The organism is Streptomyces sp. NPDC058671 (genome assembly GCF_042716475.1).
Lineage (GTDB): Bacteria > Actinomycetota > Actinomycetes > Streptomycetales > Streptomycetaceae > Streptomyces.
This window is the reverse complement of sequence record NZ_JBHXSA010000037.1, coordinates 1-26,628: the sequence shown is the minus strand read 5'-3', so window position 1 is coordinate 26,628 and position 26,628 is coordinate 1. Positions and strand designations below refer to the sequence as shown.

General features: G+C 69.6%; 33 protein-coding genes. 12 read left to right on the top strand and 21 right to left on the bottom strand.

From position 1 onward, the window contains the following. Window positions 1–52: 52 nt before the first annotated feature. The 3 genes from ACFWV2_RS31145 to ACFWV2_RS31135 all read right to left on the bottom strand — a co-directional run bounded on the left by ACFWV2_RS31145 (window position 53) and on the right by ACFWV2_RS31135 (window position 1,597). Entirely contained in the window at window positions 53–994 is a 942-nt protein-coding gene (locus ACFWV2_RS31145; RefSeq protein ID WP_384410148.1) for a Ku protein, read from the bottom strand. Window positions 995–1,069: 75 nt separating this feature from the next. Continuing rightward, window positions 1,070–1,330: a hypothetical protein gene (locus tag ACFWV2_RS31140; protein WP_384410145.1), complete on the bottom strand. Its 261-nt coding sequence runs from the start codon at window positions 1,328–1,330 to the stop codon at window positions 1,070–1,072. A 93-nt stretch (window positions 1,331–1,423) separates the two neighbouring features. After that, window positions 1,424–1,597, bottom strand: coding sequence for a hypothetical protein (locus ACFWV2_RS31135; RefSeq protein ID WP_384410142.1), 174 nt, complete (start codon window positions 1,595–1,597; stop codon window positions 1,424–1,426). Window positions 1,598–1,725: 128 nt separating this feature from the next. Between ACFWV2_RS31135 and ACFWV2_RS31130 the strand changes: the two genes are divergently transcribed. The 7 genes from ACFWV2_RS31130 to ACFWV2_RS31100 all read left to right on the top strand — a co-directional run bounded on the left by ACFWV2_RS31130 (window position 1,726) and on the right by ACFWV2_RS31100 (window position 5,739). After that, window positions 1,726–2,076 carry a hypothetical protein gene (locus ACFWV2_RS31130; protein ID WP_384410139.1) on the top strand — a complete coding sequence of 117 codons (351 nt, stop codon included), beginning with the start codon at window positions 1,726–1,728 and terminating at the stop codon, window positions 2,074–2,076. A gap of 209 nt (window positions 2,077–2,285) precedes the next feature. Beyond that, on the top strand, window positions 2,286–3,026 hold the full coding sequence (locus ACFWV2_RS31125; protein WP_384410137.1) for a hypothetical protein: 741 nt from the start codon (window positions 2,286–2,288) through the stop codon (window positions 3,024–3,026). A gap of 393 nt (window positions 3,027–3,419) precedes the next feature. After that, on the top strand, window positions 3,420–3,860 hold the full coding sequence (locus tag ACFWV2_RS31120; RefSeq protein WP_384410134.1) for a hypothetical protein: 441 nt from the start codon (window positions 3,420–3,422) through the stop codon (window positions 3,858–3,860). A 76-nt stretch (window positions 3,861–3,936) separates the two neighbouring features. Beyond that, window positions 3,937–4,308, top strand: a complete 372-nt coding sequence (locus ACFWV2_RS31115; RefSeq protein WP_384410132.1) for a hypothetical protein — start codon at window positions 3,937–3,939, stop codon at window positions 4,306–4,308. Further along, on the top strand, window positions 4,309–4,470 hold the full coding sequence (locus tag ACFWV2_RS31110; protein WP_384410129.1) for a hypothetical protein: 162 nt from the start codon (window positions 4,309–4,311) through the stop codon (window positions 4,468–4,470). It begins immediately after the preceding gene. 74 nt (window positions 4,471–4,544) lie between these two features. Beyond that, a complete protein-coding gene (locus ACFWV2_RS31105; protein ID WP_384410126.1) occupies window positions 4,545–4,949 on the top strand; it encodes an SSI family serine proteinase inhibitor in 405 nt (134 codons plus the stop codon). Window positions 4,950–5,049: 100 nt separating this feature from the next. Then, the gene (locus tag ACFWV2_RS31100) at window positions 5,050–5,739 is read left to right on the top strand and encodes a hypothetical protein (RefSeq protein ID WP_384410123.1); all 690 of its coding nucleotides are present in this window, start codon (window positions 5,050–5,052) and stop codon (window positions 5,737–5,739) included. 37 nt (window positions 5,740–5,776) lie between these two features. Here the strand turns inward: ACFWV2_RS31100 and ACFWV2_RS31095 are convergent, their stop codons facing one another. The 15 genes from ACFWV2_RS31095 to ACFWV2_RS31025 form a co-directional block, all read right to left on the bottom strand. Continuing rightward, entirely contained in the window at window positions 5,777–9,316 is a 3,540-nt protein-coding gene (locus ACFWV2_RS31095; RefSeq protein ID WP_384410119.1) for a LysM peptidoglycan-binding domain-containing protein, read from the bottom strand. A gap of 7 nt (window positions 9,317–9,323) precedes the next feature. After that, window positions 9,324–9,782, bottom strand: a complete 459-nt coding sequence (locus ACFWV2_RS31090) for a pilus assembly protein TadG-related protein (protein WP_384410115.1) — start codon at window positions 9,780–9,782, stop codon at window positions 9,324–9,326. Further along, complete coding sequence (locus ACFWV2_RS31085) at window positions 9,779–10,222, bottom strand: TadE family protein (protein WP_384410113.1); 444 nt, start codon at window positions 10,220–10,222, stop codon at window positions 9,779–9,781. The genes ACFWV2_RS31090 and ACFWV2_RS31085 overlap by 4 nt, the downstream gene beginning before the upstream one ends. Then, window positions 10,219–10,641 (bottom strand): TadE family protein, encoded by a 423-nt coding sequence (locus ACFWV2_RS31080; protein WP_384410110.1) that lies wholly within the window; start codon window positions 10,639–10,641, stop codon window positions 10,219–10,221. The genes ACFWV2_RS31085 and ACFWV2_RS31080 overlap by 4 nt, the downstream gene beginning before the upstream one ends. 27 nt (window positions 10,642–10,668) lie before the next feature. Beyond that, a complete protein-coding gene (locus ACFWV2_RS31075) occupies window positions 10,669–10,854 on the bottom strand; it encodes a hypothetical protein (protein WP_073819428.1) in 186 nt (61 codons plus the stop codon). Window positions 10,855–10,871: 17 nt separating this feature from the next. Further along, complete coding sequence (locus ACFWV2_RS31070; RefSeq protein WP_384410106.1) at window positions 10,872–11,762, bottom strand: type II secretion system F family protein; 891 nt, start codon at window positions 11,760–11,762, stop codon at window positions 10,872–10,874. Continuing rightward, window positions 11,759–12,679 (bottom strand): type II secretion system F family protein, encoded by a 921-nt coding sequence (locus ACFWV2_RS31065; protein ID WP_384410103.1) that lies wholly within the window; start codon window positions 12,677–12,679, stop codon window positions 11,759–11,761. The genes ACFWV2_RS31070 and ACFWV2_RS31065 overlap by 4 nt, the downstream gene beginning before the upstream one ends. A gap of 142 nt (window positions 12,680–12,821) precedes the next feature. Continuing rightward, window positions 12,822–14,387 carry a CpaF family protein gene (locus ACFWV2_RS31060; protein ID WP_384410100.1) on the bottom strand — a complete coding sequence of 522 codons (1,566 nt, stop codon included), beginning with the start codon at window positions 14,385–14,387 and terminating at the stop codon, window positions 12,822–12,824. Continuing rightward, on the bottom strand, window positions 14,380–15,279 hold the full coding sequence (locus ACFWV2_RS31055; RefSeq protein WP_384410097.1) for a hypothetical protein: 900 nt from the start codon (window positions 15,277–15,279) through the stop codon (window positions 14,380–14,382). Before ACFWV2_RS31055 ends, ACFWV2_RS31060 begins: the two co-directional genes overlap by 8 nt. Further along, a complete protein-coding gene (locus ACFWV2_RS31050) occupies window positions 15,276–15,968 on the bottom strand; it encodes an SAF domain-containing protein (protein WP_384410094.1) in 693 nt (230 codons plus the stop codon). The genes ACFWV2_RS31055 and ACFWV2_RS31050 overlap by 4 nt, the downstream gene beginning before the upstream one ends. 40 nt (window positions 15,969–16,008) lie before the next feature. Then, window positions 16,009–16,920 (bottom strand): ATP/GTP-binding protein, encoded by a 912-nt coding sequence (locus ACFWV2_RS31045; RefSeq protein ID WP_384410091.1) that lies wholly within the window; start codon window positions 16,918–16,920, stop codon window positions 16,009–16,011. Further along, window positions 16,914–17,552: a hypothetical protein gene (locus ACFWV2_RS31040; protein ID WP_384410088.1), complete on the bottom strand. Its 639-nt coding sequence runs from the start codon at window positions 17,550–17,552 to the stop codon at window positions 16,914–16,916. The genes ACFWV2_RS31045 and ACFWV2_RS31040 overlap by 7 nt, the downstream gene beginning before the upstream one ends. 430 nt (window positions 17,553–17,982) lie before the next feature. Continuing rightward, window positions 17,983–18,405, bottom strand: coding sequence for a hypothetical protein (locus tag ACFWV2_RS31035; protein ID WP_382819652.1), 423 nt, complete (start codon window positions 18,403–18,405; stop codon window positions 17,983–17,985). Between the two features lie 46 nt (window positions 18,406–18,451). Further along, on the bottom strand, window positions 18,452–19,177 hold the full coding sequence (locus tag ACFWV2_RS31030) for a hypothetical protein (RefSeq protein WP_384410085.1): 726 nt from the start codon (window positions 19,175–19,177) through the stop codon (window positions 18,452–18,454). A 1,199-nt stretch (window positions 19,178–20,376) separates the two neighbouring features. Next, entirely contained in the window at window positions 20,377–20,739 is a 363-nt protein-coding gene (locus tag ACFWV2_RS31025; protein WP_384410082.1) for a hypothetical protein, read from the bottom strand. A gap of 549 nt (window positions 20,740–21,288) precedes the next feature. Here ACFWV2_RS31025 and ACFWV2_RS31020 point away from each other — a divergent pair. Both ACFWV2_RS31020 and ACFWV2_RS31015 read left to right on the top strand, forming a co-directional pair. Beyond that, window positions 21,289–21,879, top strand: a complete 591-nt coding sequence (locus ACFWV2_RS31020) for a hypothetical protein (protein WP_384410079.1) — start codon at window positions 21,289–21,291, stop codon at window positions 21,877–21,879. Next, window positions 21,876–22,049 (top strand): hypothetical protein, encoded by a 174-nt coding sequence (locus ACFWV2_RS31015; RefSeq protein WP_384410076.1) that lies wholly within the window; start codon window positions 21,876–21,878, stop codon window positions 22,047–22,049. Before ACFWV2_RS31020 ends, ACFWV2_RS31015 begins: the two co-directional genes overlap by 4 nt. A 141-nt stretch (window positions 22,050–22,190) precedes the next feature. Here the strand turns inward: ACFWV2_RS31015 and ACFWV2_RS31010 are convergent, their stop codons facing one another. From ACFWV2_RS31010 to ACFWV2_RS31000, 3 genes are all read right to left on the bottom strand, one after another. Then, window positions 22,191–23,300 (bottom strand): hypothetical protein, encoded by a 1,110-nt coding sequence (locus tag ACFWV2_RS31010; RefSeq protein ID WP_384410073.1) that lies wholly within the window; start codon window positions 23,298–23,300, stop codon window positions 22,191–22,193. A gap of 178 nt (window positions 23,301–23,478) precedes the next feature. Continuing rightward, window positions 23,479–24,213: a hypothetical protein gene (locus tag ACFWV2_RS31005; RefSeq protein ID WP_384410071.1), complete on the bottom strand. Its 735-nt coding sequence runs from the start codon at window positions 24,211–24,213 to the stop codon at window positions 23,479–23,481. 142 nt (window positions 24,214–24,355) lie between these two features. Next, on the bottom strand, window positions 24,356–24,613 hold the full coding sequence (locus tag ACFWV2_RS31000) for an endonuclease domain-containing protein (RefSeq protein WP_384410196.1): 258 nt from the start codon (window positions 24,611–24,613) through the stop codon (window positions 24,356–24,358). 600 nt (window positions 24,614–25,213) lie between these two features. On the opposite strand from ACFWV2_RS31000, the gene ACFWV2_RS30995 reads away from it, so the two are divergent. The 3 genes from ACFWV2_RS30995 (at window position 25,214) to ACFWV2_RS30985 (ending at window position 26,537) form a co-directional block, all read left to right on the top strand. Then, window positions 25,214–25,435, top strand: a complete 222-nt coding sequence (locus tag ACFWV2_RS30995) for a hypothetical protein (RefSeq protein ID WP_384410068.1) — start codon at window positions 25,214–25,216, stop codon at window positions 25,433–25,435. 166 nt (window positions 25,436–25,601) lie between these two features. Then, window positions 25,602–26,072, top strand: a complete 471-nt coding sequence (locus tag ACFWV2_RS30990) for a hypothetical protein (RefSeq protein WP_384410065.1) — start codon at window positions 25,602–25,604, stop codon at window positions 26,070–26,072. A 315-nt stretch (window positions 26,073–26,387) separates the two neighbouring features. Continuing rightward, window positions 26,388–26,537 carry a hypothetical protein gene (locus ACFWV2_RS30985; RefSeq protein ID WP_384410062.1) on the top strand — a complete coding sequence of 50 codons (150 nt, stop codon included), beginning with the start codon at window positions 26,388–26,390 and terminating at the stop codon, window positions 26,535–26,537. The last annotated feature ends 91 nt before the right edge of the window (window positions 26,538–26,628 follow it).

Genomic DNA, 26,628 nt, shown 5'->3' with positions numbered 1-26,628 from the left:
GACAGCCTGACCCCAACACCCCACGCACGTCAGGAGATCCGAGAAACAGGGCCTAGGCGGACTTTCGGCGCCGGGCGGGGGCGGTCTTCTTCGCCGTGGCCTTCTTGGCCGGGGTCTTCTTCGCGGTCGTCTTCTTGGCCGCGGTCTTCTTCGGCGTCGGCATCTCGTGCACGGTCGCCTCAGCCCCGTCGTCGGGGCCGGTCTCGCCGCGGGCCTTGCGGGCGTCGGCGACGGACTTCTCCAGCGCGGCCATGAGGTCGACGACCGGGGCCGTCGCCGCCTCCTCGCCTCCGGCGGGCGTGGGCTTGCGGTGCTCGGCCTTCGCCGCGATGACCTCGTGGAGCGCTTCGGTGTAGTGGTCGGTGACGTCCAGGTCGGCGACCGAGTCCACGGTCAGTGTGTCCATCAGCGCGAGCGCGCCCTCGATCTCGGCGTCGGTCAGCTCGGTCTCCGGCGGGGTGAGCTCCGTGGAGGAGCGGATCTCGTCACCCCAGTGCAGCCCGGACAACAGCAACGCGTCCCCCATCGGGCGGAGCAGGCCAAGCCGCTCACGGCCCCGCAACGCGAACTTGGCGACTGCCACCTTCTCGTTGCGCTCCAGCGCCTTCCTGAGCAGGACGTACGGCTTCGCCGCGACCTGACCGTCCGCGGTGACGTAGTAGGAGCCGGCGCCGAACTGGATCGGGTCGACCTGGTCGGCAGGGATGAAGGCGACGATCTCGATGGCCTTCGCGGTCGGCAGCGGCATCCCGGCGAGGTCCTCGTCGGTGATCGGGATAATGTGGTCCTTGCGGTCCTCGTACCCCTTGCCGATCTCGTCCTCGCGAAGCTCTTGGCCGTCGATCTCGCACGTCTTGCGGTACCGGACACGGCCGCCATCTTCTAGGTGCACCTGGCGCAGGGCGACATCATGCCGATCGGTCGCTGCCTCAAGCTTGCACGGGACCGTGACCAGCCCAAACGACACCGCTCCGGACCACAGTGGACGGGGCATCCGCACTCCTCCAGGACCCCCCTGGACGTGCTCCCAGGCTATGCAGACCCGGCTCGTGATCGCACGCCCCTGGAGCTACCGGGTGACGCGGACGCGGAGCTGGTACGGGGCGCCGCTGCTGATCGCCTGCGCCTGCTCGGAGAGGTCTGCGGCGGTGAATCCGAGGAGCGCGCGGTCGGCGGCCGCGCGGAGGAGCGGCACGATCTCGGCGACCGGCCGGCCGCGGTGCGTGGCGGCGAGCTCGGCGTACATCTGCTGGTACGGGGCGCCGTACGCGCTCGTGGGGTCGGTGAGGAGGTGGTGCATGTCGCTCGCGTGGATGGTGATGTCGCCCATGACGGTCTCCGGTGCGCCGGTCGGGGCCGGGCGGGTCCCGGCCTACCTGGATACGACGGTAGGGCAGGGCACTGACATCGCTGCGGCGTACGGCTACACGCCGGGCTTCTCCGGGACGATCTCGACGGCCGGTGTGTCCAGCTCTGCTTCCAGGCGGGCCTTGCGGTGCTCGGCGCTCGGCAGGTCGTAGACGACGCCAGACTCCCTCGGGGTGCCGTCCCTCCGCTGCTGGTCTGGGGGTGTGCCCGGCGGCGGCATCGGCTTCAAGGACGGGCGCCGCCGGGCACTGTCAGCCTGCCACGGGCCACTGACAAGACCGCAGACCTGGCGCACCCCTACCCCTGGGCTGTATCGATCGATACGTTACAGTCGTATCTATCGATACAGGAGGTCTCGTGAACGCCAGCGCCGCCGCCACCCAGGCCAACGTCACCGTCGCCACGATCCGCGCCTGGTGCCGCCGCGGCGTCGTCAGCGCCATCAAGCAGGCTGGCCGCTGGATCGTCGACACCTCTTCTCTCGCCGCCCGCATCGCCATCGGCGCCATGCGCGCCAGGAAGAAGGGCCTCATGGCTGACACCGTCGACCTGACCGCCACCTACACCTGGACTCCTGCCGGCGCATCCGGCAGTCACCCTCACCCCGGCGGTGAACACCCGGGTCAAGCCCGGCGGCACCTTCACCACCGTCCGCAACCTCGCGCCGCTGCTCGCCGACCAGATCAACGCCATCCAGCCACACGCTGACCGTCCTGTCCGGAGCTCAGATCGTCTTCTGTGACACCCCCAGGACGGCGAACCGCTCATCAGCGGCGTCCCCTTCCTGGACCGCGGCCAGGTCCGCATTCAGTACCAGGGCACTTCCGACCTGCCCGTGCAGACGGTCGCGGACCTCGCCTTCAAGCTGCGCGCCCTGCTCTCCGCCTGACCATCCACGACCACAGGGAAGCCACCCCATGGACATCACCACCACCGCCCGCGACCACGGCATTTACGTCATCCATACCGTCGGCAAGATGACCTGGGCCGAGGGAGGCGGCCGCTGGCAGGGCAACGGCGTCCGACTGGTCCTGATGGACGGCCGGAAGCAGCTGGCCTCGTGCAAGCTGGAGGTCCCTCCCAGTGAAGCCGAGGAGCGTGGTGCCGCAGAGGCTGCGCGAATCGAACCGTGGGTGCGCACGCTGCGGTATCTGGCCGTGGTGCAGGACCTGCAGTCCACCCTGCAGTTCGTCGCGTCCCTGGCCATGCGTTTGGAAGAGGAGAAGGGCTGGTCCTTCGAGCCCTCCCTGGAACTGATGGATGAGCTGTTCGGCTACGCCACCCGCGAGGAGATCAACGCCGCGCAGGCGTCCGAGGAGCCGTACTCGTTGGCCACCAAGCTGGTCGGCCGGGTCGCTGAACGGTACCGCCAGCAGATCGAGCAGGGCATGCGCGCCGCCCTGGCCTACGCCCCCCACCCGGAAACGGACCCGATCCACCCGGCATGGGAGCAGCCATCCTCGGGCGAGCTGGAAGGCGAGAGCACCGCCCAGATGACGGCCAGGAACCTGCTCGCCGCCTGGGCCAACGTCCGAGACCTCCGCGACCCTCTCATCACGTGGGCGGTACAGGATGCGGGGCTGACTCGAACCATGGTGCAGCAGGTCACCAGCGTCTCCCGAGCCACAATCAACCGGCTCCTCCCCAACTCGGACTGACGAGCCGTACGCGCACCTGTGGCCTCCCGTGGGGAGCCGGGAGGCGGGTGCGGCCCTGCCCGCTCCCGGCCTGGGACAGGGCCGGGAGCGTGGCCCCTTGGGGCAGGGTCGGCGGCATGACCCGCGGGGGTGGGGGCGGGGATGCCACATGCCGTTCACCCTGCCACTCGGCCGAGCAGGTGCGCCAGAGTCGTGCACAAACCCCGGCATATGCGGGAGCGTCGAGCATTCTGCGAGCTCTACTGCCCGTGGATAACCGGGGGTGAGGGCGGCATCTCCGCGAAGAGGGAACGCCGCTGCCTTTTTCCCTTCGAGCGGGTGTCACGGTCGCACGGTGGGGTGATCACCGTTCCCACCCCGTGACGGCGGCGACCCTGCAGGGTTGACCCGGGCATGCGAATCAAGATCTTGAGTCTGATGGTCCTGGGTGCTGCGGCCGTGATGGCCGTTCCGGCCGGGCCCGCGGTGTCGGTGGCCGCGGACAGGCCGTGCGCGGCGGAGTCGCGCTATGAGGGCGACCGGAAGTGCTACTCCGCCACCGCGCGGAACGTGGCCCTGGTGGATCTGCACATCCAGACGAGGCGGGGACACGATCACGCGCGTGCGGAGGGGTGGGTGGAGGAGGGCGGCGCCGTGTGGATGGAGGTCAGGAGGAACGGCGGGCCGGCGAAGCGGGTGTTCCTCAAGCGGGTCCCGAAAGGCGGCACGGACAACCCGCACGCCGCGTCGAGGCAGAAGGCCACGGGCTGGCAGTACGACGGCCCCGGCTACCTCGTACGCGGATGCGCCGCGAACGCGGGCGACCGCCTGAAGGCCTGCACGGGCTGGCACTGACCAACGGCCCGGCTCGTGTGAGGCAGCCCACCGGCGGCAGGCGACTCCCCGCGGGCGACGGGTCGTTGATCACGGTATGACACTCCCCTACCTGCCCACCACCACCCCCGCCGCCCCGGAGAACCCGCCCGTCTCCGACGAACTGCCTCTCCTGTTCCCCAGCGATCAGGGGGACCCTCTCGCCCAGCCGGTGAGGGCTGAGCCGTGGCGGGGAGAGGCCGAGGCGCTCGCGGAGGCGGCGGCCGTGGGCCGACGGGCCGCGGACTGGATCCGGGCCCTGCCCTGCCCGGCCGGGTCCTGGATCTGCGGCCCGCTGGCCGACGCCGTCGAAGAGGCGATGAGTACTCTGGACCCGGCCGACTGCGACGACCTCGACCGCCACGGGCACGGCGGCGTCTCCGAATCGGCCCGCGCACGGCTGGACGGACTGATCTACGGCATGCCCTAGATGGCTGCCCTCCCAGCACACCAGCGGGTCGCGCTCTTCGCTGTGGTCCACTGCGTCCAGGGCATCCCCAAGGCCCTCGCCAACGACCCGGGCACAGTGATCGAGGGCGGTGACCTGACGGCCGTGTGCGCGGTGATCGACAGCGCCATCGGCGCCCGCTGACTCCAGTGACTCAGGCAGGGCGTGACCCCATTGAGCGAGGTGACCAGCTCCACCCGCCCGCCGTTGACCCGGTCATGAACAAGATCATCCACAGCCTCATCGGCGCCGGGCTCCTCGCCACCGCCCTTGTCCCGGCCGTCGCGACCGCTGCCCCCGCGCCAACCCAGGACACACGCCTCCAGCTCACCGCCGAGCGGACCGAGAACGGTCAGCACTCCATCGGCTTCGTCTGGCTCGACTGCCCGGCCAGCGACCGCCCCGCCCATCCCCACCGGGCCGAGGCCTGCGCGGCACTCGAGAACGCCAACGGCAACTTCGACGCCCTGCGCGGCGAGCCGGCCGGCCGCTGCACCACCGAGCACTCTCCCGTCACCCTCAGGGCGCAAGGCACATACCAGGGCCGCACCGTCGACTGGCACCGGACCTACCCCAACAACTGCCAGGCCACCGTCAAGACCGGGCCCGTTTTCTACTTCTGACGGGCATTCCGGCTTGTAAGCGGGCATGACGCCCGTACCCTGAGCGCGAGGCGGGTCCGAGCCGACTGGTCAAATCGCGCTCCCCTGTACCCGTCTCACCGTGCCCCGCTCCCCCGTGCGGGGCGCGGCCATGTCCACCGCCCGACGCCGTTCACTCGTCACGGTGGACCTGGGCCGCGCCACCCACCCGGCCCGTGGCGGCTCCGGCAGCGTGATCACCATGCACCCCCGTCGTACGACGACGTTCATCCTCGCCGCGCTCCTCACCAGCGGCTGTGTGGCCGTCCCCCACTCCCACTCCCCCGTCCGGCCTGCCCGGCCCGCAGGACTCGCGCCCGCCACCGACCGCCCGCCGGCCCCCGGCCCGACCGGGCCGAAGCCCACCCCGGCAGCCCCGCGCGAGGAACTCACCACCACCGGCCCCCGATCCGGTCCCAAGCCCGCGAAGACGGGGGCTCCCGCGCCCGCCGCTCCCGCGGAACGCACGCAAGCACGGCCGGATACCGCCCAGTCCGAACGTCGTACGCAGCCACGGAAGCGCCCCGCCACTACCAAGGTGAAGGCGAAGAGGAAGAGCCCGAAGCCGTCGAAAGTGGCCACCAGGAAGACGGTCCCGAAGGTCCACGTCCCGAAGAAGCAGGTCCCGAAGAAGCAGCAGCGGCCCGCCCCGCGTCGGCAAAGGCCAGCAGTCGGCCAGGCACTCGATATGCGTCAGCTCTGCCGCGAGGCCGGCCGGATCAACGCACCGATGGGCGCGGCCGACCTCTGCCGCAGCATGTACGACCGCTGACCCGCCCGAGGTAGAAGCTCGTGCACGAGGTCTGCTGTCAGCGACGGATGACCGGCTTCGGCAGCAGCGTGCTCAGTAACTGAGCAGTCTCCGCCTCCATGTCCACTCCCCCGCCGAGGCCCTCGTTGATCAGGGCCAACCGTGCGGCGGCTTTGCGGAGGGCGTCCACGTCTCCGGCCCCGTGGTGGGCCAGGAAGACCTGGCGGTGCAGGAGTTCGTTCTCTTCGCCGGCAAGGAGGCCCTGGTTCGCGGCCCAGAGGGCGCCAGCGTAGTCGGCGGCCTCTCGGCGGCGGGTGGAGAGCTCGTAGGAGACGTCGGCGATGGCTGAGACCATCTCCTGGACGGCTGGCTCGGCCCAGGCGTAGCGCTGGGGGTCGATCGCGGCGAAGGGCCGGCCGCGGACGAGCGCGAGGGCCCGGCGCAGGGCGAGCTCGCCGTCCTCGTCGTTGCGGGCGAGGCCGATCCTGGCGAAGTTCTGGAAGATTCGCCAGTCGCAGGTGACAGCCGGGGCGAGGCGGTAGCGGCTGTCACCAGTGTCCTGGACCCGCGGGAAGAAGGCCTCGCCGTCAGCGTTCTTGCCCAGCCAGGTGCGGGTCCTGGAGATGACGGCATTACGCATCTGCTTGTTGACAAGGCGGCCCGGCCAGAGGGCGTCGTCGATGGCGTGGTGGTCGGCGCCGGGGTTCAGCGCGAGATAGGAGACGAGTTCGACGGCAGCGTTCTGCCGGTTGGAGTCGATCCGGCCTGCCGCGCGCTCGATGACCACTCGCCCGAGCAGCAGCACCGTCGGCGCGGTCTCGCATGTGGTCTCGGTGCCGTCGGCTTCGTCAACGGCACGCGCTGGGGCAGGTACCGGAAGGGGCACTGGGATCGGGCTCTCGGCCTCAGGGATCGCCTCGGAGGGGTCGGCTTCACACTTCGTCGGCATGGGGGCGGCTTCGGCCGCCGGTTCGGGCGCAGCAGATGGCAGGGCAGGAACGGGAGCGGCGGGGCCGTAAGGGCGGCCACCGAAGGTCCAGCCGCTGGTGCCGGGTTCGGCCGGGTCGCCGGGGGCTTCAGCCGTGTGGGCGGCGGGCTGGGCGGGCGCCTCTTTCTTCTCGTCGGTGGAGGCGTCGGTCTGATGCTCGATCTCCAGCTCCTCCTGCTCGATATCGGCGTACTCGTCCGGCATGCCGTCCCCGTCGGCACCGGCATCCGGCTGCGGTACTACGTCGTCGCTGGTCTCCTCAGCGCCTTCCGACGGGTCCTTCTCGTCCGCACATGCTCGGTCTTGCTCAGCCTGGTCTTCCTCCCCCTGCTCGTCGGCGTGGAGGAGGCCGTCCAGCCACTCGTCGCGGGCGGGTACGTCGGTGGTGTTGACGGACAGGGTGAGCAGTTCGATCGCATCGGCGAAGTGCGGGTCCGACAAGCCCTGGAGCTTGATAGGCAGGCCGGAACCTGGCAGGACGATGGTCTCGTCCGATCCCGCGCAGTGGAGGATCCAGCCCTCCTCCGCGGCGAGGTCGGCGTTCTCGCTGGCCGTGACGACCACGCCGGCGACCCGCGGCTGGGCCGTGATCAGGCCGAATAGCGCCTCGGTCTGGGCCCCTTCCTGGAGCTCGGCGGCGAGGAGGATGTGGGGCGACCAGGACCCTCCTGCGTCTTCCTGCAACCGGGCCGTGCGGAGGGTGGGTGCGCCGATCGCGGCCAGGGCGCGGCGCTGGTCGGCCGTGTGGCTGGTCAGCTCGGCGATCGCGTCGGCGAGGGAGGCGGTGCGGGCGACGCGATCAGGTGCTGCGTCGTCGAGGCCGGCGGCGGTGGCGGCCAGGGCGGTGATTTCCAGATGTCCGGGCAGGGGGGTGCTGGCTAGCTCGACCGCGATGGCCTGAAGGACGTGGCGGGCGTGGTCGGCGTCGCCGTCCAGGTGCAGCACGCCGACGTGTTCCAAGTCGACGAGGACCAGGTGGCCGGCGCCGTCCCAGCCCAGAGAGACCAGGGCCGGGTACGGCGCGTCGGCGCCCTGGAGGGCGTCGGGGTCGGCGAGGTCGGGGCTGGAGGCTGGACAGGTCCATAGGTCCGTGCGGCCGGCGGCGCGTGAGAAGGGGTTCATTGGGGGGACGTCGCCGTCGAGGTGGAGTTCGACCTTCTGCTCGTGCAGGACGACGGCGGTGACCACCGGCAGGTCGCGTTTGGCGGCGGCAAGGTTGAGGGCGAGCGTGCGCAGGGCGGCGTCGAGGAGGTCGAAGCCGGTCGGGTGCTGGGCGGCGCGTAGGCCCTGCTCGGTGGCGGCGGCGCTGCCGGTTGGCATGGGGATGCGGCGGCCGGGCCGACGGCGACGCTGCTGGAGGATGCGACGGGTTGTGAGCGTACCGATGAGGGCGGCGGCCAAGGCTCCGGCGCCCATCCAGACGGCAGCAGGAGCCAGAGCCTCGTCAGTGTCCTGCAACTGCTGGGGTACGTCTGCCTTCTGACCGTCCTGCGCAGGCGTGGGAGCGACAGCGGTGGGAGTGGAGGCGGCAGGCGCAGGGGTGCTGGGCTTCGAGGGTGCGGGGGTGGTGGAGGCCGCAGGCGCAGGGGTGGCGGGCTTCGAAGGTTGTGGGGCGGGGGCGGTCGGCTTGGGGGTGTCCGGCTTCCGGGGCGTCTTGGTGGCCGGGGTGGGCCGACCCTCGGGCGCGGGAGCCGGGGCGCTTGCTGTGGGGAGGGTGAGTTCCTGGCCGGGGACGATCAGGTCGGGGTTGTCGAAGGTCCCGCCGCCGGGCAGCGCCTTTCCCTTGTTGGCTTCGAAGATCTTCGGCCAGTCCTTGGGGTCGCCGTGCTCGTCAGCGATGCCCCACAGGTTCTCACCGGACTTGACGACATGCTCGGTCTGGGCTGCAGCGGGCTTGGAGGCCGTGGTGCCGGCCTGCGCGGGTCCGGTCGTCTCTGGCGTGGCCGCGTCGGGTGCCGGACCTGGGGCGGCCGGTTTGGCGATGTCGGCGTCGGCGGGAAGGCGGATTACCGCACCCCTGGGCAGGAACTGGTCGCCCGCCGCGAGTTGCGGTACTGAGGGGTTGAGCGCGGCGATGTCTTTCCAGCGCGGTCCGCTGCCCAGGTACTGCTCCGCCAGGTCCCACGGGAGCTCGGAATCCCCGGTGACCGTGTGAGTGGGCCAGGTGTCCTGCTCCGCCGCGGCCTGCGCGTCGGCGGTCGCCGCGCTGCTGGTGCCGGCGGTCTGTACGGCCGTGGCCGCGAGGGCCGGGCTGGTCGTCGCGGCCGAGGCCGCGGTGGGGGCGAGCAAGACGAGGCCGCCGATGAGGAGGCCGGCGAAGGACTGCATCCCGCCGAGGCCCTTGATCCGTCTCGCCTTGCGGCCGCGGAAAAGGGCGACGATCTCAACGAGGGCGGAGAGGGTGAAAGCGGCCCAGCCGATCCAGCCGATGGTCGTGAGCACCGTGAAGAACAGCCGGCCGTCGTCCTGCTGGGTCAGCAGTTCCCATCCACCGACGAAGTCGGTGGGCTGATAGCCAACGGCCAGCAGGACGAGCGGGATACCGGCGATGAGGGCGGCGAGGACGGCGAGGCCGAGCAGGGGGCGGAGCGGGCGTAGGGGGGTGCGCATGGGGCGGTCAGCCTCCGGCTTGGGTGTGCAGTCGGGCGTGTGCGGTGCCGGACACGTTGATCGTCGACCTGCCTACGAACTGTGCGAACAGCGTGTTGTAGGTGTCGTGGACGGTGACTTCGAGGCGCTGGCCGCCATCGGTGATGGTTACGGAGCCCGAGACGTTCTGGGCGGCGAGGTAGTCCTGGGCGGCGGCAACGGCGGCGTCCGGGTCGACCGTGATTTCGGTGCCTTGGACGGCTTCGGGGATGTTGAGCTGCTGGCCGGCGGCGCGGGCGGCCTCTTGCGCGAGTCCGGTGGCCTTGTTGGTTGCGTTGAGGGCGCCGCCGCCGTCGACCAGCAGTCCCATGATCATGATGATGCCGATGGCGCTCAGCGCGTAGAACGGTGAGAGCGACCCGCGGTCGCCGCCATAGCGGATGCGGTCCCGCAGAGCGGTGATGCGGTGGGTGAGGGCGGTGATCACTGGCGGCCCCTGTAGGAGTCGATCGGGCTGGTCCACGAGGCACGGAGTGTGCGGGATCCCGGGAGCCCCGGCAGCCCGATCTCGCCGAGCGGTGTGGTGCAGGCAACAGTGACGCGGACGGTGGCTTCCTGGCCGATGTCGAGGCTGTATCCGGAGGTGTCGACCGAGACGCTGGAGGAGGCGCAGCGGATCCCTTCACCGGTGAGGCTGCGGGTCGCGGCCGCCGCCCCGGCTGCCTGCGCGGCACCGGCTTCCCGTTCGAGGGAGGCGGCGCGGGCGGCCGCGCGGGCGGCGCCGTCCACGGCACCGGAGGCATCGGTGACTCGTCCGAAGGCGATCATGAGCAGGATGAGGGCGATGATGGCTGGCGCGAGGATGACGGTCTCCACCGAGTAGCTTCCGCGGTCCTCACGCCAGTTGTAGTGCCGGGGCCGTTTCATTGCGCCGCCACCCAGCGCTCGACTGGAGCCTCAGCGCTCTGGACGACGTCCAGCTCGAAGCCGGGGACCAGGGTTGCGACGGTGCCGCGGACGGTGATGCGGATCTGCTCCGGGCCGCTGCCCTCGGCGGAGACGCTTGCCCCGCGGACGCTGCCGTACTTCGCGAGGAGTTCCTGGGCCTGGGCGACGCCGTCGCCGGGGCCGGCGCCGAGCTGGCGTCCGGCCTCCACTCCCTGGGTGGCTGCGGAGCGGGCGACGGAGCGGGCGTGGAAGTACATGCCGGTCTGGATCGCGGCGAAGACCAGGAACAGCACCATGACGGCGAGCACGGCCAGCTCCACGCTGCCTGAGCCCCGGTCGCCCTCGTTTCGCAGGCGTGCGCCTAGGCGCCGCCACCGGTTGCTGACCTGGTCTTTCACGCCGCTCCCTCCTCGTCGTGGTTGGTTTCAGCCGCTGATGAGCGGGATCTTGGCGTCGGTGAAGGTCTTGATCGCGGCGACGACGGCGATCGCGATGGCGATGACGACGCCGGCGATGACGGCGAGCTCGGCCGAGGTCTGGCCGGCGTCGCCGCCCTTCTTCAGGCGCTCCCAGCGGGCGGCGAGGACGGTGGTCAGGGCGCGGATGTGCATGGTTCTCTCCCTTGGGTTCAGCCGTTGAACATCGAGACAACGGGTGGCAGGACGACGAAGACGAGCATCAGCAGGACCGCGAAGGTCACTGGCAGCACCATGCTCGTGCTGGCTTCGTTGGCTTGGGCTTTGGCGTCGGAGAGGATCGCGACGCGCAGTTGGCGGGCTTGGGCCTGGAGGGTGGTGTAGACGGCGGCGCCGTCGCCCGCGAGGGCGAGGGTGTCGGCGGGCCGGGTCAGTTCCGGGATGTCGAGCTCCTCGCCGAGCTGCTTGAGAGCGTCCCAAACGGTGACGCCGGCGAGGTCGGCCTCGTAGAACGCCTGCCGCATCCGCTCGAAGATCCAGCCGTCACCCACGTCCGCGGTGTCGGTCAGGGCCTGGGCGGCGCCGGAGTTGGCGATGCGGGCCAGGGCGACGCGGTCGAGGTAGCTGGCGGCGGCGTGCCGTACGACGAGGCGGGCGGCCGCAGCTTCTTTCTTGACCTCCTGGCCGGGCCACAGCCAGAACAAGGCGCCCAGGCCGAGGCCCGCGGCTGCTGTCATCACGAACGGCAGGCTCACCCCCAGCATGGACAGGAGCGCACCGGCCAGCTGCGGCAGGACCAGTCCGTACAGCGCGAGCAGGGCCCGCTTGCCGAGGTGCTCGGCGGGGCTGATCCGCAGGAGGGCGAGGTCCCGGACGGGCAGGGTGATCCGCTCGCCGAATCCCGCCAGGAGGCGGGTGCCGACCTTCTCGGGCAGGGACCCGGTGCTGGTGGCGGTGATCTTGGGCTGGCGGGCGATGTGGTCGGCGTCGAGCCGGTCCATGATGGAGAGGACATCGGGCCGGGCCGGCCACAGGGCGCGGATGGCGACGCCGGTTAGGGCTCCGGCGGCCGCGGCGGGCAGGACCGCTTCCATGGGGATCATCGGGCGGCTCCCGTCGCGGCGGCTGGCTCGGCCGGGGTCAGCGGATTGAGGAGGCGGGGGTCCGGCTTGGTGGCGGCGGCCCGGCGCAGCCAGGCCAGCGTCCAGGCGAAGAGCCCGCCGAGGATCGCGAGGGCGAGCTGCCCGGGTGGGGACTGGTACCAGGCGGACCAGGCTTCGTTGAGCATGCAGCCGACGAAGACGATGCAGATCACGATCGAGACGATGCGCGAGGACTTGCGGATCTTGGCGCGGTCGGACTCGATGTCACGGGCGTCGGCGGCCTGCTGGTGGATCGTCACAGCGAGCGCCTCCAGCGCGGTCGACAGGCCGGGACCCATGTTCGCCGCGTGCGACTGGAACAGCAGCGCGACGTGGTCCACGACCCCGTCGCCGAGCTCGTCCGCGAACAAGGCGAAGGCCTGCTTGGAGTCCATGCCGGAGCGCAGCCGCTCATCTAGCGCCCGGACGTTGGCGGCGATGGGGGCGGGGGCGTTGCGGGCGCTGGCACGGATGGTCTGCACGAGGCTGATGCCCGCGGTGTGGATGCCCGCCAGCCCGTTGAGCCACTGCCCGATCGCCTCCAGGCGCTCGATCCTCTGCTCGGCGGCCGTGCCGGGGTTGAGGAGGAAGGGGAAGCCCAGGACCGCGGCGCCGGCGAGGACGCCGTGAACGGGCCAGCCGGTCCACGCCCACACCGCGAGGACGGTGATCCCGGCGGTGGTGACCAGGGCGCGCCAGCGGCGCTGCCAGGCCTCGGGCAGGCTTGCCTTCGCTGCCCTGATCCGGCTGGCGCGGCGGGAGGCGGGCTTCGTCGGGTCCACGACGCGGCCGCGCCACTCGCGTACGGCGAGCAGGCTGGCGAGGACCATGACGAGGGCGCACAGCGCGGCTACGAGAGCGAGCTGCGAGGAGTTCACCACGCCTCCCGGATCTTTGGTTCGGTCATTAGCTGTGACGCCGCCGCACGAGCAGGCCTGCGAGGACCACAGCCGCACCCGTGAGGGTGGGGTCGATGCAGGCGGTTTCGCGGGTCACCGGGGTTTCTGTTCTGCAGGTCGGTCATCGCGGCTTCACCACCTTCAGGGCCGGTCCCCAGGCGCCGTCGGGGTTCTGGGTCAGCCAGCGGCGGTCGAAGGTGCCGGTGCGCTCCAGGAGGTCGATGAAGGACGGCATGTTGCGGTAGACCGCGCGGGGCTCGAGGCCGTGGGGCGCGAAGAGTTCGCTGGTGGTGGGGCGTCCGCCTTCGCCGACGACGTCGTGGACCTCGTAGATGTGAGAGACGAAGCGGTGCTTGCGGCCGCCGATCGCTGTCTCGTCGAGGTAGGTGAGGTAGACGACCACGTCGATCGCGGAGGCGATCAAATGGTTGGCGGCCTCGGTCTGCATGCCGGCCTCGGTGCACAGCTGCACGAGGCGGGAGACGATCGCGTGCGGGCGGCGGACGTGCAGGGTGCACATCGAGCCGGAGCCGCCCGCGGACATGGCCTGCAGCATGGGGAGGACCTCGGTGGAGCGGACCTCGCCGACGATCACCCGGTGCACGTTGTAGCGCAGGGCGGTGGGGAACATGTCGCCGATGGTGACCTCGCCGGAAGCGCTGCCCCCGCGGACTTCGCCGTTGGACTGGCGGGCCTCGAACGCGAACGTGAGCGGGCCCGGCTTTCCCTCCGGGCCGGGCTCATCCAGGTAGAGCTCGCGGTCGGACTCCAGGGTGGCGATGCGCTCCCCGGGCGGGATCTCCCGCCCCAGGGCGCGCAGCAGGGAGGTCTTGCCGGCGCCCATGTCGCCGACGACCAGGATGTTGAGCTTCGCCTGGACGCAGGCCAGGAGGAAGGCCCGCAGCAGCGGGTTGAGTGAGCCCCATTGGACGAGTTCGTCCATTCCGTGCTGGCGGATGCGGTGCTTTCGGATCACCACCGACGGCCGGGTGGTGAGCAGGCTCGCTGTGACGCGGGAGCCGTCGGGCATCCGGAAGCCGACCATGGGGGTGGCCTGGGTCAGGGCGCGTTCGCCGTGGCCGGACAGGCCGGCCATCCGGTTGACCCAGGTGATCAGTTCTCCCGGGGAGTCGGCGACCCGCTCGATGGTGCGGCGGGGCCGGTCGTAGTACTCGATGTGTGCACGGAGGCCGTCGACCATGACGTCCTCGACGCCCTGCTCGTCCAGGAGTCCCTGGAGGCGGCCGCCGCGGAACATCGCGTCGAACACCGCCGTTCCGATGGCGTGTTCCTCAGCAGCTGAGAGTGCGGAGTTGCCGTGCGAGTACTTCGTGGACCACCTGGCGACGGCCTTGGTCACCATGGAGCGGGCCTGGGCCCGGCGGTCGTCTTCCTCGAGGAGGCGGCTGGGGTCGTGCGCGGACAGTTCGGCGGACACCTCGGCCTGGAGCGCCTCGATCACCTCCCAGGCGACCGGCAACTGGCCGGGCAGCCCGGCCAGCTTCGGGACCGCGCCCGGGCCGGCGGCCGTCGCCGGGCGGGTGGGGGCTGGCAGAGCTGGGGCCGGGGCTGGTGCCGTCGCGGGCTGGGGGATGCGGGTTGTGCCGATACGGCCGGTGAGCAGGCCAGCGATGTCGGTGGGGCCGTGCGGGGTCTGGCCGTCGGGGCGCTGCTGGGTATCAGACACGGGGGTCCACCCGTCCCTGGCCCAGGCGCTGAAGCACCCCGGCAACCTGAGGAGCGGCCGTGGCCGGCAGGGCGGCCGGTGCTGGCTTGGTCGGTGGGTACTGCTGGTGCAGGGTCCGCCGGGAGGCGGCCGCCTGGAGGTGGCCGAGCGCGGTGCGGGCGGAGCCCAGGAGCGCGGACTTGTTCAGTTTTCGCGGGGCGCGTCCGGTGCCGGCGAGGTAGGCGGCGGTGTCCGGCTCCCAGGGCAGCGCGGCCATCACCGGCAGACGCAGCGCGTCGGAGACCTCGTGGGGGCGGCGGGGCCCGTCTTCAATGAGGAGGACGCCCAGGGCGTCGGCGCCGGTGCCGCGGTCGGTGAGCTCGTTGCGTAGCGGTTCGGTCAGGTGCCGGGCCAGAGCGAGGGACTGGTCGGTGGCGCGTACGACGAGCAGAACCAGGTCCGCGCCGTGGAGGAGCGGTGCGGGCGTGAGGGTGGAGTGGAGGCGGCCGGACTCCAGGGCCAAGCGGCCGGCGTCGATGACGACGTCGTAGCCGCCCTCGTCGGACAGCACCCGCATGACCTGGGCCAGGGCCGGCCAGCTCCGTTCGAGGGCGGGGGCCTGGGCGGGGTCGGTCAGGCCGGGCAGGATCTGACGGTGGCCGGAGACGTCGATCCGGACCAGGTGGTCGGCGAAGTCCCGCGCGAGGGCGTCCTCGCCGGCGCGCTCGGCGACGGCGAGGTGGTAGAGGCCGGTCCCGGCCGTGATCTGTGCCTGGAAGAAGCCTGCGCGCAGGGTGCCGCCGGCCGGGTCGCACTCGGCCAGCAGCGAGGGGCGTGTGGAGGACAGGGTCATGGCCAGGGCGCTGGTGGTGACGCCGGACGACTTGGCGCTCACCAGCGCGATGACGGTCACGATCCGCTCCGCACATCGCGGACCAGGGCCACACGCCCGGACGAGGCGCGGGTGGCAAGCAGGGGCCCGTCCGAAGGCGAGACCGCGAGGTTGACGACGACGGCGCCGGACGCATCGGGGCGGCTGACGGAGACCACGACCGCCTTGACGGAAGTCGGCGGTGCCTCGGCGCCGTCCTTGCCGGTGGGCTGCTCGCCCTGGCCGGGGACGGTGACCGCGAGGACCTTGTCACCGGGGACGAGGGAGCCGGCGGGAGCCTGGCCGCGCTTGACCTGCACGCCCACCTGCTGCTTGTCGTCACCGAGGCCCGTGCCGGGCTGGAGCTGGGCGGCGACGAGCAGGCTGCCCTTGCGCAGGTCGACCGCGGGGCGCTTGCCCACGACCATGGAGCGGTCGGTGGCGGGCATCGGGGTCAGGGCAGCGTCGGCAGAGACCTCCGCGACGACGATGTCCGCGTCCGTCAGCGGCTGGCCGGCCGGGACGTCGTTCGCGATGGCCAGGACCTTCGTGCGCTCGCCGACGGCGGACACGGCAGCGGCCGCGCCGAGGGCGGCAGCTACGGCCAGCACGGTGCTCAGGGCTGCCGCGGCATAGCGGCGCTGCTTCTTCACGGGGGCCGCGGTGGTGATGGGGAGTTCGGTGCGGGGGCCGGCTGGACGCGGCACCGGCGGGGCGGCGGGGGTTTCCATTCGGGTACTGCCTCTCGGGGAAGTGCAAGCAGTGCGCGTACTAGTTGAGGACCTGGACCTCGACGACGTTGACGTCCACGGCGCTCTGCCGGGTCTCGGTCATCTGCCCGGACTGTCCTGTCGTCGCCTGCCAGCCGATCGTCCAGGTCGACGTCGCGGACACGTGGTACTGGCCTGTCCCGGTGGTCGAGGAGGGCGCGGTGTAGCGGTGGCCGCAGTCCGGAGAAGGCTGCTTGCCGTACTCGGCCTTGTATGGGGTGCCGGGGGTGGTGCAGGTGACGCTCTTCCCGTCGCCCATGTTCCAGACGATCCGGCTCACCTTCGCGGTCGCGGTCACGGTGATGCCACCGGCTGAAGCCGAGGCGACGTTCGGCCCGTATGTCTCTGGGCCCCGTTCAGTCCACAGGTACACGGGCATTCCGACCACGCCCTTTCCGCCAGGCTTCGGGGTGATGCCGATCTGCGGTCCGCGCAGCAACATTCGGTCCACGGCCTGACGAGCCAGGGTCGCCGGGTCGACGGCGACTGCGGCCGGTGGCGTAGCCGCCCAGATGTTCCGCACGTTGGTGAGCTCAGTGAGGCCGTTGTCGAATGTGCAGCGCTCCTCATAGACGGCGCCGTCGCCGGGCTCGTGGCCTTCCCAGTCGAGGCTGCCTGCAATGGGTTGCGGATCGAGCTTCCTATACGTGCACACCGGCTCAGTGGCCGGTCTCGCGCCTCCTCCGCCGCCTTCTCCGCCGCCTTCTCCGCTGCCCCCGGACGTTCCGCCCGAGACCGGTGCGCCGCCGTTACCGCCGGAGCCGGGCACGTCGACTTCCACCTCGCAGAAGAAGGGGCCGCAGTGAGAACCGCTTTCCCCGTCGGGGCTGTCTGCGTGGGCAGAGGCAGCAGAGATCGCTGTCATGGTGAGTGCGAGAACGGCTGCGGTTGCCGCTCGCAGGGGGGTCAGCACGCCTTACCCTGCGGTTCGTCACGGATGACGCGCCACCCCTCGGGCCACTTCTCGATGGTGGCCTTGATGACGTACCGCAAGAGCCTGCTCTTGGGCATGGCGGCCGGTTTCTGGGTATCCACGTCGGTGACGGTCCACTGGGAGATGTCCAGGCAGCTGGAGAGGATGACGTTCGGAACCTTGCGGTCGATGTCCGCACTCGTCGCGGTCGGGTTGTTCACCGTGACGGTGCCGAGGACTACCGCATCCTTTTTCCGCATATCGGCGGCGCCCGTCTCCACCTGCGCGAGAGCGGCTGAGGCCGCGTATCTCTTGAGGTTGCCAGCCCTGCCCGTCTTGTCTGCGTAGCGCTTCTCCACTTCCTTCCAGTGGGAAAGGTAGGTGGCGATCGCTTCCTTCTTCGCGACCTCGACCGGGTCTTCGAGGGGCTTGGCCGGGGTCGAGGTGGCCGAAGGGGCGGAGGTCGTGGGCGGCTTTGCTTCCGGATTCTTCTCAGTGCTGGCGCATGCGGCAAGGAAGAAGGAACCTGCGAGAAGGAAGGCGCCTGCGGACCGGAGCGGCGGCGTCCGAGGGTGCACGCGTCGCATGTGCGTTTGAGTCGTCACGATGTCTCCCGTTGCATATGCGGTCACCTGGCGCCACCTGCGCTGGCCGCTCATGCAGAGCTCGCCGCGCACCGCGGGACCACTTCATCTGCGCGAAGGTCAAGGCTACGCAAGATCACATCAACCACACCGGGTGTAACAGCTGTTGAAGCTCTGGGATGCGGTGTAATCAGCCAAAATCGGCGTGAGTTCGGATATGAATCTGTCAGGTTGCCGAGGAGGTGATCTCTGTGTGCACTGCTCTACTCCCCCAGCCTTGCTCCGGGGACAGAGCTGCCTTACCCACGAGCACCGACCGGGCGGTCAGCTCCGGCTCGGCAGGGACGGGGGCCCCATGGCCGTCAGGCTCTTGGACGATTCCCCTGGCGCCGCGGCTGTAGGTGACCAGTACACTGGGCGCATCTTGTTGTTCAGGCACAGAGGCCCCCCGCCGTGGCGGGGGGCCTCTGCCGTTCGCTCAGGCAATCCGGAGTTCCGGACGCCCTTCTGCAGGGGGCACGGTCTGGTACTCGGGAAGGTTCAGCGGGGCCAGGCGGCCTGCCCTCATATCTTCCAGAGCCTGAGCGAAGGCGGCCGTCATCGACTCGATGCTGTCGTACGTAGCGGCCAGCGGGTGCAGCTTGTAGCGGTTACCGCCGCGGCCTTCTTCGGCCTCGGCCTTCGATCGAAGCACGATGTTCAGCTCGAAGAGCGGTTCCAGGAGAGCGCTCACCGTCGAGGGGGCGACCCCGTACTCGGTCGCCATCGTTCGCTGACTGGGAAGCGCTCCGCCGGGCTCACTCCGGAACACGAGGAACTGGAGAAACTTCACCGGGGCGCCGCCGATCGGTAGCGCCCAGATGCGCGTGGAGACGAGCGGTGACATCACGGGAAGGGACATCAGGGTTCTCCTCCGTATCGGGCCGTCATGCGGCTCTTCCTGTTGATCATCCTGTACGCCGCTTCCGTCGTGCCTCCATAGGCACCTCACCGTCGCCAAGGTCGAAGTCGAGCTCTTCCTGGTGGTGGACGAGATCGGGGCCGATCTGGTTGGGGAAGAGCGTCAGCGGGTCCGCATCCTCAGGCTGACTGGCCCTGATCTCTGCAAGGACGTCGTGCTGCGCCGCGCTCCCACCACGGAACCACAGGGTCACGTTCAGCCGGAGGCGCCCGTTCCCTGCCTGCTCCAGCCACCGAAGATCACACAGTCGCCGTACGGCCCTGTTGACGGTGGGACGGGTGATCCTCTTCGAATCAGGGATCTTGGCGGCGAGTTCGTTCAGCCCGTCGGTGATCTCCTGCTGGGTGTACTCGGCGAGGCCCGTGCCGGGTGTCTGGCCGCCCGCCACGTACAGGAACACGCACACCTGGCTCACCGTGACGCGCTTGGCGACAAGGAGCTGCGCCATGAGCTGTGTGAACCAGTTGCTCGCGAGGCTGTAGCCGGAGGGGCCAGCAAAGTCGTGTGCGCTCCGGGCGTCCTCGCCGTACTCGACGGTGACGCTTTTGACCTTGCGGTGACCACCTCTTGGATCGGCGGCCGCTTGGGCCTGCTGTCCGAGTTGTTCGCCAAGGAGACTCAGGAGGTCATTGAATACGGCGCCTTGAGGTGCCGCCGGCGAGGGTAGGGCTCGTGGCCGGCGCGGCTGGCGCGACGGCGAGTCAGATGTCACTGGACCTCCTTGTTGTTCAGGCGGTCCGACACTATCTCGAAGTTCGGCTCAGCCGTACTTTTGACGCTTCGCCACACCGTAGGACCTCGGGGCGGCATCCCGGATCCCCAAAAGTTCGACTCAGTCGAAGTATTGGTGCCGCAAGGAACCGATTGTTCGGCTCAGCCGAACTTCGCGTGCCCGCATCTTGGCACATCTCGGGAGTTCAACCGGTTCGCGTCGGGCTTGTCGACAGCTTCTTGACCTGCGGACGAGCAGCGGCGCGAGTGAGGAATCGCATGTTCGGCTGAGCCGAACTTTTGGGGCCGAATGTGCTGGCCCCGTTAACATTCAGGACCTTGAAACGTGCCCGCCGGAGCATGATCATTTATAGAAACTGCAGGTCAGAGGCTCGCCAAGAGCGCGCTCTTCTTTATAAGAGCTACCTCGTCTCGACCAGCCGACTCCGAAGCCCCAAGCGGCTAGCGGACACGTGCTAGTACCCCCACACCTTCCTTTCCCAGCTCGCACGTAGCAACGCATCATGGCCACAACGAGGAGGTAGCCGTTCGGGGAAACCACACTCATGGGTCACTTCGCCGCTGCACCTTCGACTCCCCTGTCGACAACTCAGCGCATCCAGCAGCCCGGCCTAGTGCAGCATGAGGGGTCCACGCCCTCATGGTCCGCGGGCGACGTCAGGGGCCTGCTGCGCAGGGCGCTCAGAAGTGGCTGGTCCAGGGCGGCAAGGCACCTAGCGCTGGGGTCTGGGGACCAATCAGGTCAAGGCTGTTGCTTTTGTTGCGCCCAGTCGAACCTGCGCCACCGAAAGCCAGCCCCGACGCTCAGCTCGTCGAGCCAGTACGGCCGGTGGCCACCCGCACCACCCACGACCTCAGCCACGCTTCCAGTTTTCCAACGCACGTCCGGCACGCAGTCGCCCGTGATGGCCAGCCACCCCGGCGGGGCACCGCAAGCCCGCCAGGGCTGAGGAGCTACCGACCCTCGCGCCCCCAGTACCTCCGAGAGCAAGAGGGCATGTGGGCAAAGCGGTGGTCGACGTCTCCGAGGAGAAGCGACAAGCGGTCAAGGTCCGTGCCGACCGGCGGCGTGGCAACACCGACGACGGCACGGTGCAGCTGGTGACCATCCGCGGCCGACAGGCGTCCGTCCCGCGTTCCCGCGACCTGACTGCGAGGGAACCTGGTCCGGCCACGGGTCTACGGCCCATGGTCGGCAGGACTGCCGTCGGCCACGGGCCCCTGCACGAGCGCCGTCGAACGGCTGTCACTGGACACCGGACGGGCGTCTGGCTCCGGGTACCCGAACCCCCTGAACCCGCCGCCGAGATAGCCGCCGATCACGATGACCGACGCCGCAGCGCCGATGGCGTACGCGAGCCGTTCGCCCTTGGACGCCTGGACGGGGGACCCCGGAGCCGAGGCCGTCCACCGGTAGACGAGCCAGGCGAGCACCAGCGCGACGGCGACGACGAATGCGGTGAACAGGTCGAACGTCACAGCGGGCATGGGAGCCGAGTCCTGGGAGGCGGCCGCCGAGGTGACGCCGTCGATGCCGAACATGAGGGACCTCCGGCGAGTTGGGATCGTCACGATGGAGGGCGCGGGGGTTAGCCCCCGCAAGCCCTCGTCCTCGTGGAGAACCCATCGGACCGCAAGCGCCGGATGGCGGGTAGGCAGAAAAGTGGACCCCCGCCCCATGAGGACGCCTAGCCTCGGGCGTGAGCCGTAACAACAATCCACTCCTCGCGTTCCGGCCCGTACGGCAGGCCCTGGACGCTGCTGGCTACGGTCCGGACGTCTACAAGGACAAGAGGTTTCTTCGAGACTACGACGTCTGCTTCATTCCGAAGCTGACGGCGGACGCCAAGGCTGAAGAGATCGATAAGGCGGTGCTGGCCGCCGAACTCTGCGCTCGGGCCCGTACTGCCGGCCAGCTGTGCCCGGGGGTGAAAGGGAGGCTACTGGCGATGAACCCGGATCCCGGCGCCACCCGCAACCTCCGCACCGCACTGCGGAAGGGAGTCGAGAACCTCCTGAAGCGACCTGAGATCGGACCGCCGCCTCCTGGCCGACCTGTGGCGGTACGGGTTCGACGTGGTCCTGGCCGGCATGCGGACCGGGGCCATCTACGAACTCTGCGCCATGAAGGGCTTCGGCTTCACCGCTTCCGAGGACGAGATGGAGGTCCTGAGGCGCAGGGCGGACCTGCGGGACGAAGTTGCGGCAGACTGCCTGCACTACGCCTACCAGGACTTCATCGCCATCCTGCAGGCCGAGTACTGGGATCCGGACAAGGGCGCCACCCTGCGCACCTTCTTCGTGGGGACCTGCCTGTTCGCCTTCCGTGACGCGTTCCGCAGGTGGGCCCGACCGCGGCGCAGGTACCTGCAGATGATCGACAGTTACGCGGGGTTCGAGCGGACCCGGGCGCGGTCCACGGACACCGCCTGGTTCGAGAAGGCAGTGATCCTGTGTGCGACGCTCGACCTGATCCTGGACGGCGTCTCGATCGACGCGAGGGCGGTCTGTAAGCAGATGCTGTCGGAGCCCAACGCTACGCAGGACGAGATCGGGCAGATGCTTGGGAAGAGTCGTAAGTCCGTGGAACGTCACCTGAGCCGCGTGCGGGAGCGGGCCCGGCGACTCACGGCAGCTGGCGTCATCATCGTCCCATCGGTCAGCTCGGCGGTGACCCGGTGAACGGCCCCCTCGACCTCCGCGTCCTCGTCCTGCTCCTGGTCGGCGTCATTGTCGGCTACATCGCGTACATGCACCCGGCCGTCGGAGTCGCCGGGCTCGTCGCCGTCGGGGTCGTCACCTTGCTCTACCTCATGATGGGATCCGGCGGGACCGGAGGGCCTCCGAGCTGACTTCAAAGAGGCCGGTCCCGCGCACGTGCGGAACGCGGGACCGGCTCGTGTGGGCACACCCGTCCTGAGGGGCGTCCTCACCGCCACCGTACGAAGCACACAAGTGAGTCGCGCGATCTGATACCCCGTTGGGTACAGGCGTCAGGCAACAACCTGTTCTTCACCCGCTGCCGTTTTGGCCGGGGCCGGGTGGGAGGAACCCGTCTTCTCGACCGCGAGCGCGAGAGGTGCGGGGGCTGCTGCGGCAGGGTTGGGACGCCAGGTGGTGGTAAAGGGGAACTCGTTGTTCACCCAGAGCACGCCAGCCAGCTCTGGGGGCATGGTCCAGCGCGGCGGATCGAACGGGTTGACCTCAACGGGGTGGTGGATGAACGAGTCGCCGAAGTCGAACTGCACGCTGATCGTGGCAATGCCCTGGAGCAGGTCGTCGAGGTGTTGAACCTCAACACCGGTGAACTTGTCGGCGCCGGCCGCCACAATCAGCGGGAGTCCGGCTTCCTGGGCGAGCGCGCGGTACTTGCTGACCTTCTTCTCGATTCCGTCAGCGACCGGCTGGGCGGAGACGACGCCGGCCATGTTGCTCGGGGGAACGAGGATCGTGCTCATCCCCCGGGGCCTCATGACCTGACGCGTGCGGGGGTCGGCTCGTAGCAGGAAGGTGTATCCCTCGCTCCGGAAGACGGTCTGTTGCAGCGGGGAAAGCAGGGCACGGCGCAGATCTTGGGCGATCTTCTTCGAGGTGCGTGCGTCGGGGGTGTCGAGCGGGCGTGAGGGATCACCGGCCGCCGTCAGGACAACGGGGACCGGTATCTGCTTGAGGCGCTCGACCAGTCCATGCCATGCCTTGATCTTCGCGGTCGTTCCCTTCTGAGGGCTATGGGTGAGGACTTCGACCAGTGCAACCGGCGTTCCGTCCTCGTCGACGACGGTCCAGTCCGGCGTCAGGTTCCCCCACTTGCGTTCGAACTCGACACGGAACCCCCGTCGTCGCAGGGCTGCGCCGGCAGCGAGCTCAATCACGTCGGGCCAGAAATTCTGCTCACGCCACAGGTTCGCGGCGAAGGCGGCCGCGACGCTCTGGGGCAGAAGGTCGAGCTGGTCATCCAGCCACACTCGCCAGGGCTCGTACTCGTCCAGCACCGCCTGGTTGTAGGAGAGCATCCGGTTCTCTGGGGGCCGCTTGCCGTAGCGGTGGCGCTGTTCGGCGACGAACTGGGGGCCGAAGCGCCGAAGGGGCTGTTCCGTGTTCATGGACCGGGATTCTCCGGCTTCCCATCACCATTCGCACCCAGATTGAAGAACGGTCGTAGCGATACGAGAACCGGGCCATGACGGGGCTCGAAGCCCGGGACGGTCCTCGACCCCTCACCTGCCCGACGGTGTCAGTCGTTAACGCCGAGGATCGCGCGGGCCTGTTCGATGACGTTGTTCATCGCCTGGTGGTGCTCGTTCCTGTGGCGGGCCAGCGCGGGGCGGAAGGGTTCGTAGTAGCAGTCGACCAGGAGGACGACCTGCTCTCGCTGGGACAGCTGGGGGACCTGGCGCAGCGCTTCCTCCGCCAGGTCATGCAGCTCCATGGCGTTGGGAACGTCCGCGAGGGCGGCGGTGCGGAAGGTCTCCAGCGCTGCGACGGCGCGGTAAAGGGGCGTGGAGCGACCCCGTCGCGCTCCAGAGTCTGCAGGTGGGTCATGGCGCGGTTGGATTCGGCGCGTTCGTGGGCGAAGTCGCTCAGGTGTCGAGTCGTCTTGGCGAGCTCCTTGACGGCGGGGAGCAGGCTCGTGGGGGCGCACAGTTCAACGGTTCCACGTGCGTGGATGAACGCCTCGTGGAGGGTGTTCATGGTGGCGTCGTTTCCCGGCTCGCGGTACTGCCGGTCCAGGGCGCGCACGCACTCGCGGGTGGCGCGGAGCAGGTCGGCTATCGCGGCGGTGCGCCGGTCGCGCACGGCGGCGGCGTGGGCGGCGGCGGCCGCACGGTCGCTCTGCTCGCGGACCGCCTGGAGCGTCGCGGCGGCCGCCGTTTCGGCGGCCTCCTTGGCGGCTTTGGCCTGGGCGAGTCCGCCCTTGGCCTGGATGTGTGATCCGAGCCAGGTGCCGCCGAACGCGGCCGCGACGGTGAGGAGGGCGAGGAGGATCGTGGAGTGCTCTTTCAGGAAGGCGATCACGCGCCCGATCCTCCCGTGGTGTGAGCCGAACGGAGTACGTTCCTGCGCGTTCGTCCTGGAGGTCACCTCCGACCTGGGCTGGTCCGTTCCGGCCAGGGGCCACTCGCCGCCCCAGGCGACGCGGTGGTCCGCTCCTGATCAGTCACCTGCGGTGACGATGCGTGAACGTCGTGCCCTTCTTCTGCCACCGGAGCGGGAACGCCGGCGGCTTCCTCAAGTACTCCTCGAAGCAGTAGGGCGCCTCGTGGAAGCACATGCGCTCCCGGCGGAAGTACATGCCCTCCAGCTTGTTGCAGGAGACGCAGAGCAGGCCGCGTACGGCGCCGCTTCGGTGATCGTGGTCGATGACTCCCGGAGAGGAGAGGCAGCAGGCGCACCGGCCTCTCTGCAGCTCGAACAGACGCCACCAGACGTACCAGCGAGGGATCTTGTCCTCGTGCCACTGGTCGGGGAGGGGGCTTTCTGTCTTCCTCTCGACGTAGAGGGGCCAGCGGAAGTCGTGGCAGCGCGGATCGATGGAGACGCTGGCCGCCAGGACGACTTCCCCGAGGTGTTCGTCCGGGATGTCGATCGCCTCCCAGGGCCCGGGCGCAGCTCCGCAGTCCTCCCAGTTGAGGCACAGGTCGAGGGCTGTCTCTCGCCACAGGTGGTAGAGGCCGGTGCGCCGGTCCTCGCGTGCGAGGGCCGGCCCCAGGGTCTCCGGTCTGGGGCGGTGACCGTCGCTGCAGACGTTGTACCCCGGCGGGGCCCCACGAAGGGGCGCCTGGAAAAGCTGGCGTAAAAGTCGGTCGGTGCCATGCCGCGCACGTTAGGGCGGCGCCCTGGTCGCCCGGCAGAGCGTGAAGGGGGGCTCATCCCGTGTACGAGGTGACCCTCAACGTGCCCCAGGCCCCGGCGCCGAGCGCTGCGGGCCTTCGGAAAAGAAAGAGCCGGCCGCTCTCACCGGGGCGACCGACTCCTTCGCCGTCGCGGTAAGCGACTGCCCCATACGATGAACGGCGTGAACGAACGCCGCACCCTGGGCCCCGGGCCGGAGACCGCCGACCGCGTCGTAGCAGCCGAGGCCGACCTGCACGAATCGATCCCGGGCAGCCGGTTCCCGAACCTCGACGAGCTGCGCGGCCGCGGCCTGTTCGCGCCCCGCTCCGCGCTGGTGCCGGCCCGACGCCGCACCCTCGGCGCCGGCGGTCGCGCGCCTAGCGGGACGGACGTCACCGACTGATCCTCGGCGCCGGGTGGAGAGCCTGCGGACCTCTAAACTGCCCGTTCTCAGAGCAGAGAGGGTGGCCTATCAGATGACAGCGCCGGACGATCCGACACCATGTCCTTCGAGCGGTGATCCTGAACCGCCCAAGCGGCCTACGAAGGGCGCAGGTAGAAGAAGGTCCTTGCGCCGGCTCTTCACCGAGGGGTGGAACGGTCTCGGGCCCGACCGCCAGGCCATGGTGATCCGCGGCCTGACCACCATCACGGCGACGGCCTTGCTCTCTGCCCTGGGCAAGAGACTTCCCTCTCCTGCTCCTTCCGAAGAGGGAACCTACGAGTCGTCCCTCCGCGGACTGCGGGATCCTCAGTGGACCAACCACGCAGGCGGCTACTGGCGGTGCCGTCACATGGGGTGCAGCAAGAAGGCCGACCCGACCGTCATGGATCACGAGTGCTGCGGTCGATGCTCACCCGGCCGCAACTGTCTGAGGGCCGCCCAGCTCAACTACGACGGCCCTGGCGGCTTCGCTCACAACTACCAGGAGGGGTTCCTGGAACCCGGCATCTGTACCGTCGGCACCTGTGGGGAACCGTCCGAGGCCCACATCTGGGTGTACGACTACATCCATGGCGAGCGGAGAACCCGCGACTGACCTCATGTGATACCTCTCGCACAAGTACTACTTGTGCGAGGGGTATCACGCTTCATACAAGTCTCACCGGGCCGCAGGCACCGACTTCGGGTGTGAGTAGTTGCGGTACGGAGGGTGCGGGGCCTGGCTCGGATGGGCGTTGGACAGCTGGTCCACGGTCCACGCGGCGCCGTCCGCGATCCCCTTGGCGAGCGACGAAAGCGGGTCGATTGCGGAGGTCGGATCGGTGACGGAGCTTCTGTCCCCTCCTCCGCTGTCTCCGCCCGGGACTCCCTTCCTGCACAGGTCGTACGCCTGGCTCACGAGGACCACCACATGCAACGGTGTCGGGTGGCGGCTGACTGGGACGCGCTCATCACGTGCCAGATCCTCGACCCGCGCACCTCGGCGTGGTGGAAAGCCGCCTACGGGGACTTCCGCCCCCTCCTGGGCATCGCTACGGAGGTCATGGCCGAAGCGGGCTAGGTCCTGTCTGACAAAGGATCTTGGATGGGTTCGCGGAGCCAGAGGATGAGTGAGGCGAGGTGGACTCCGGCCTTGTAACGGGCGGCGAGTT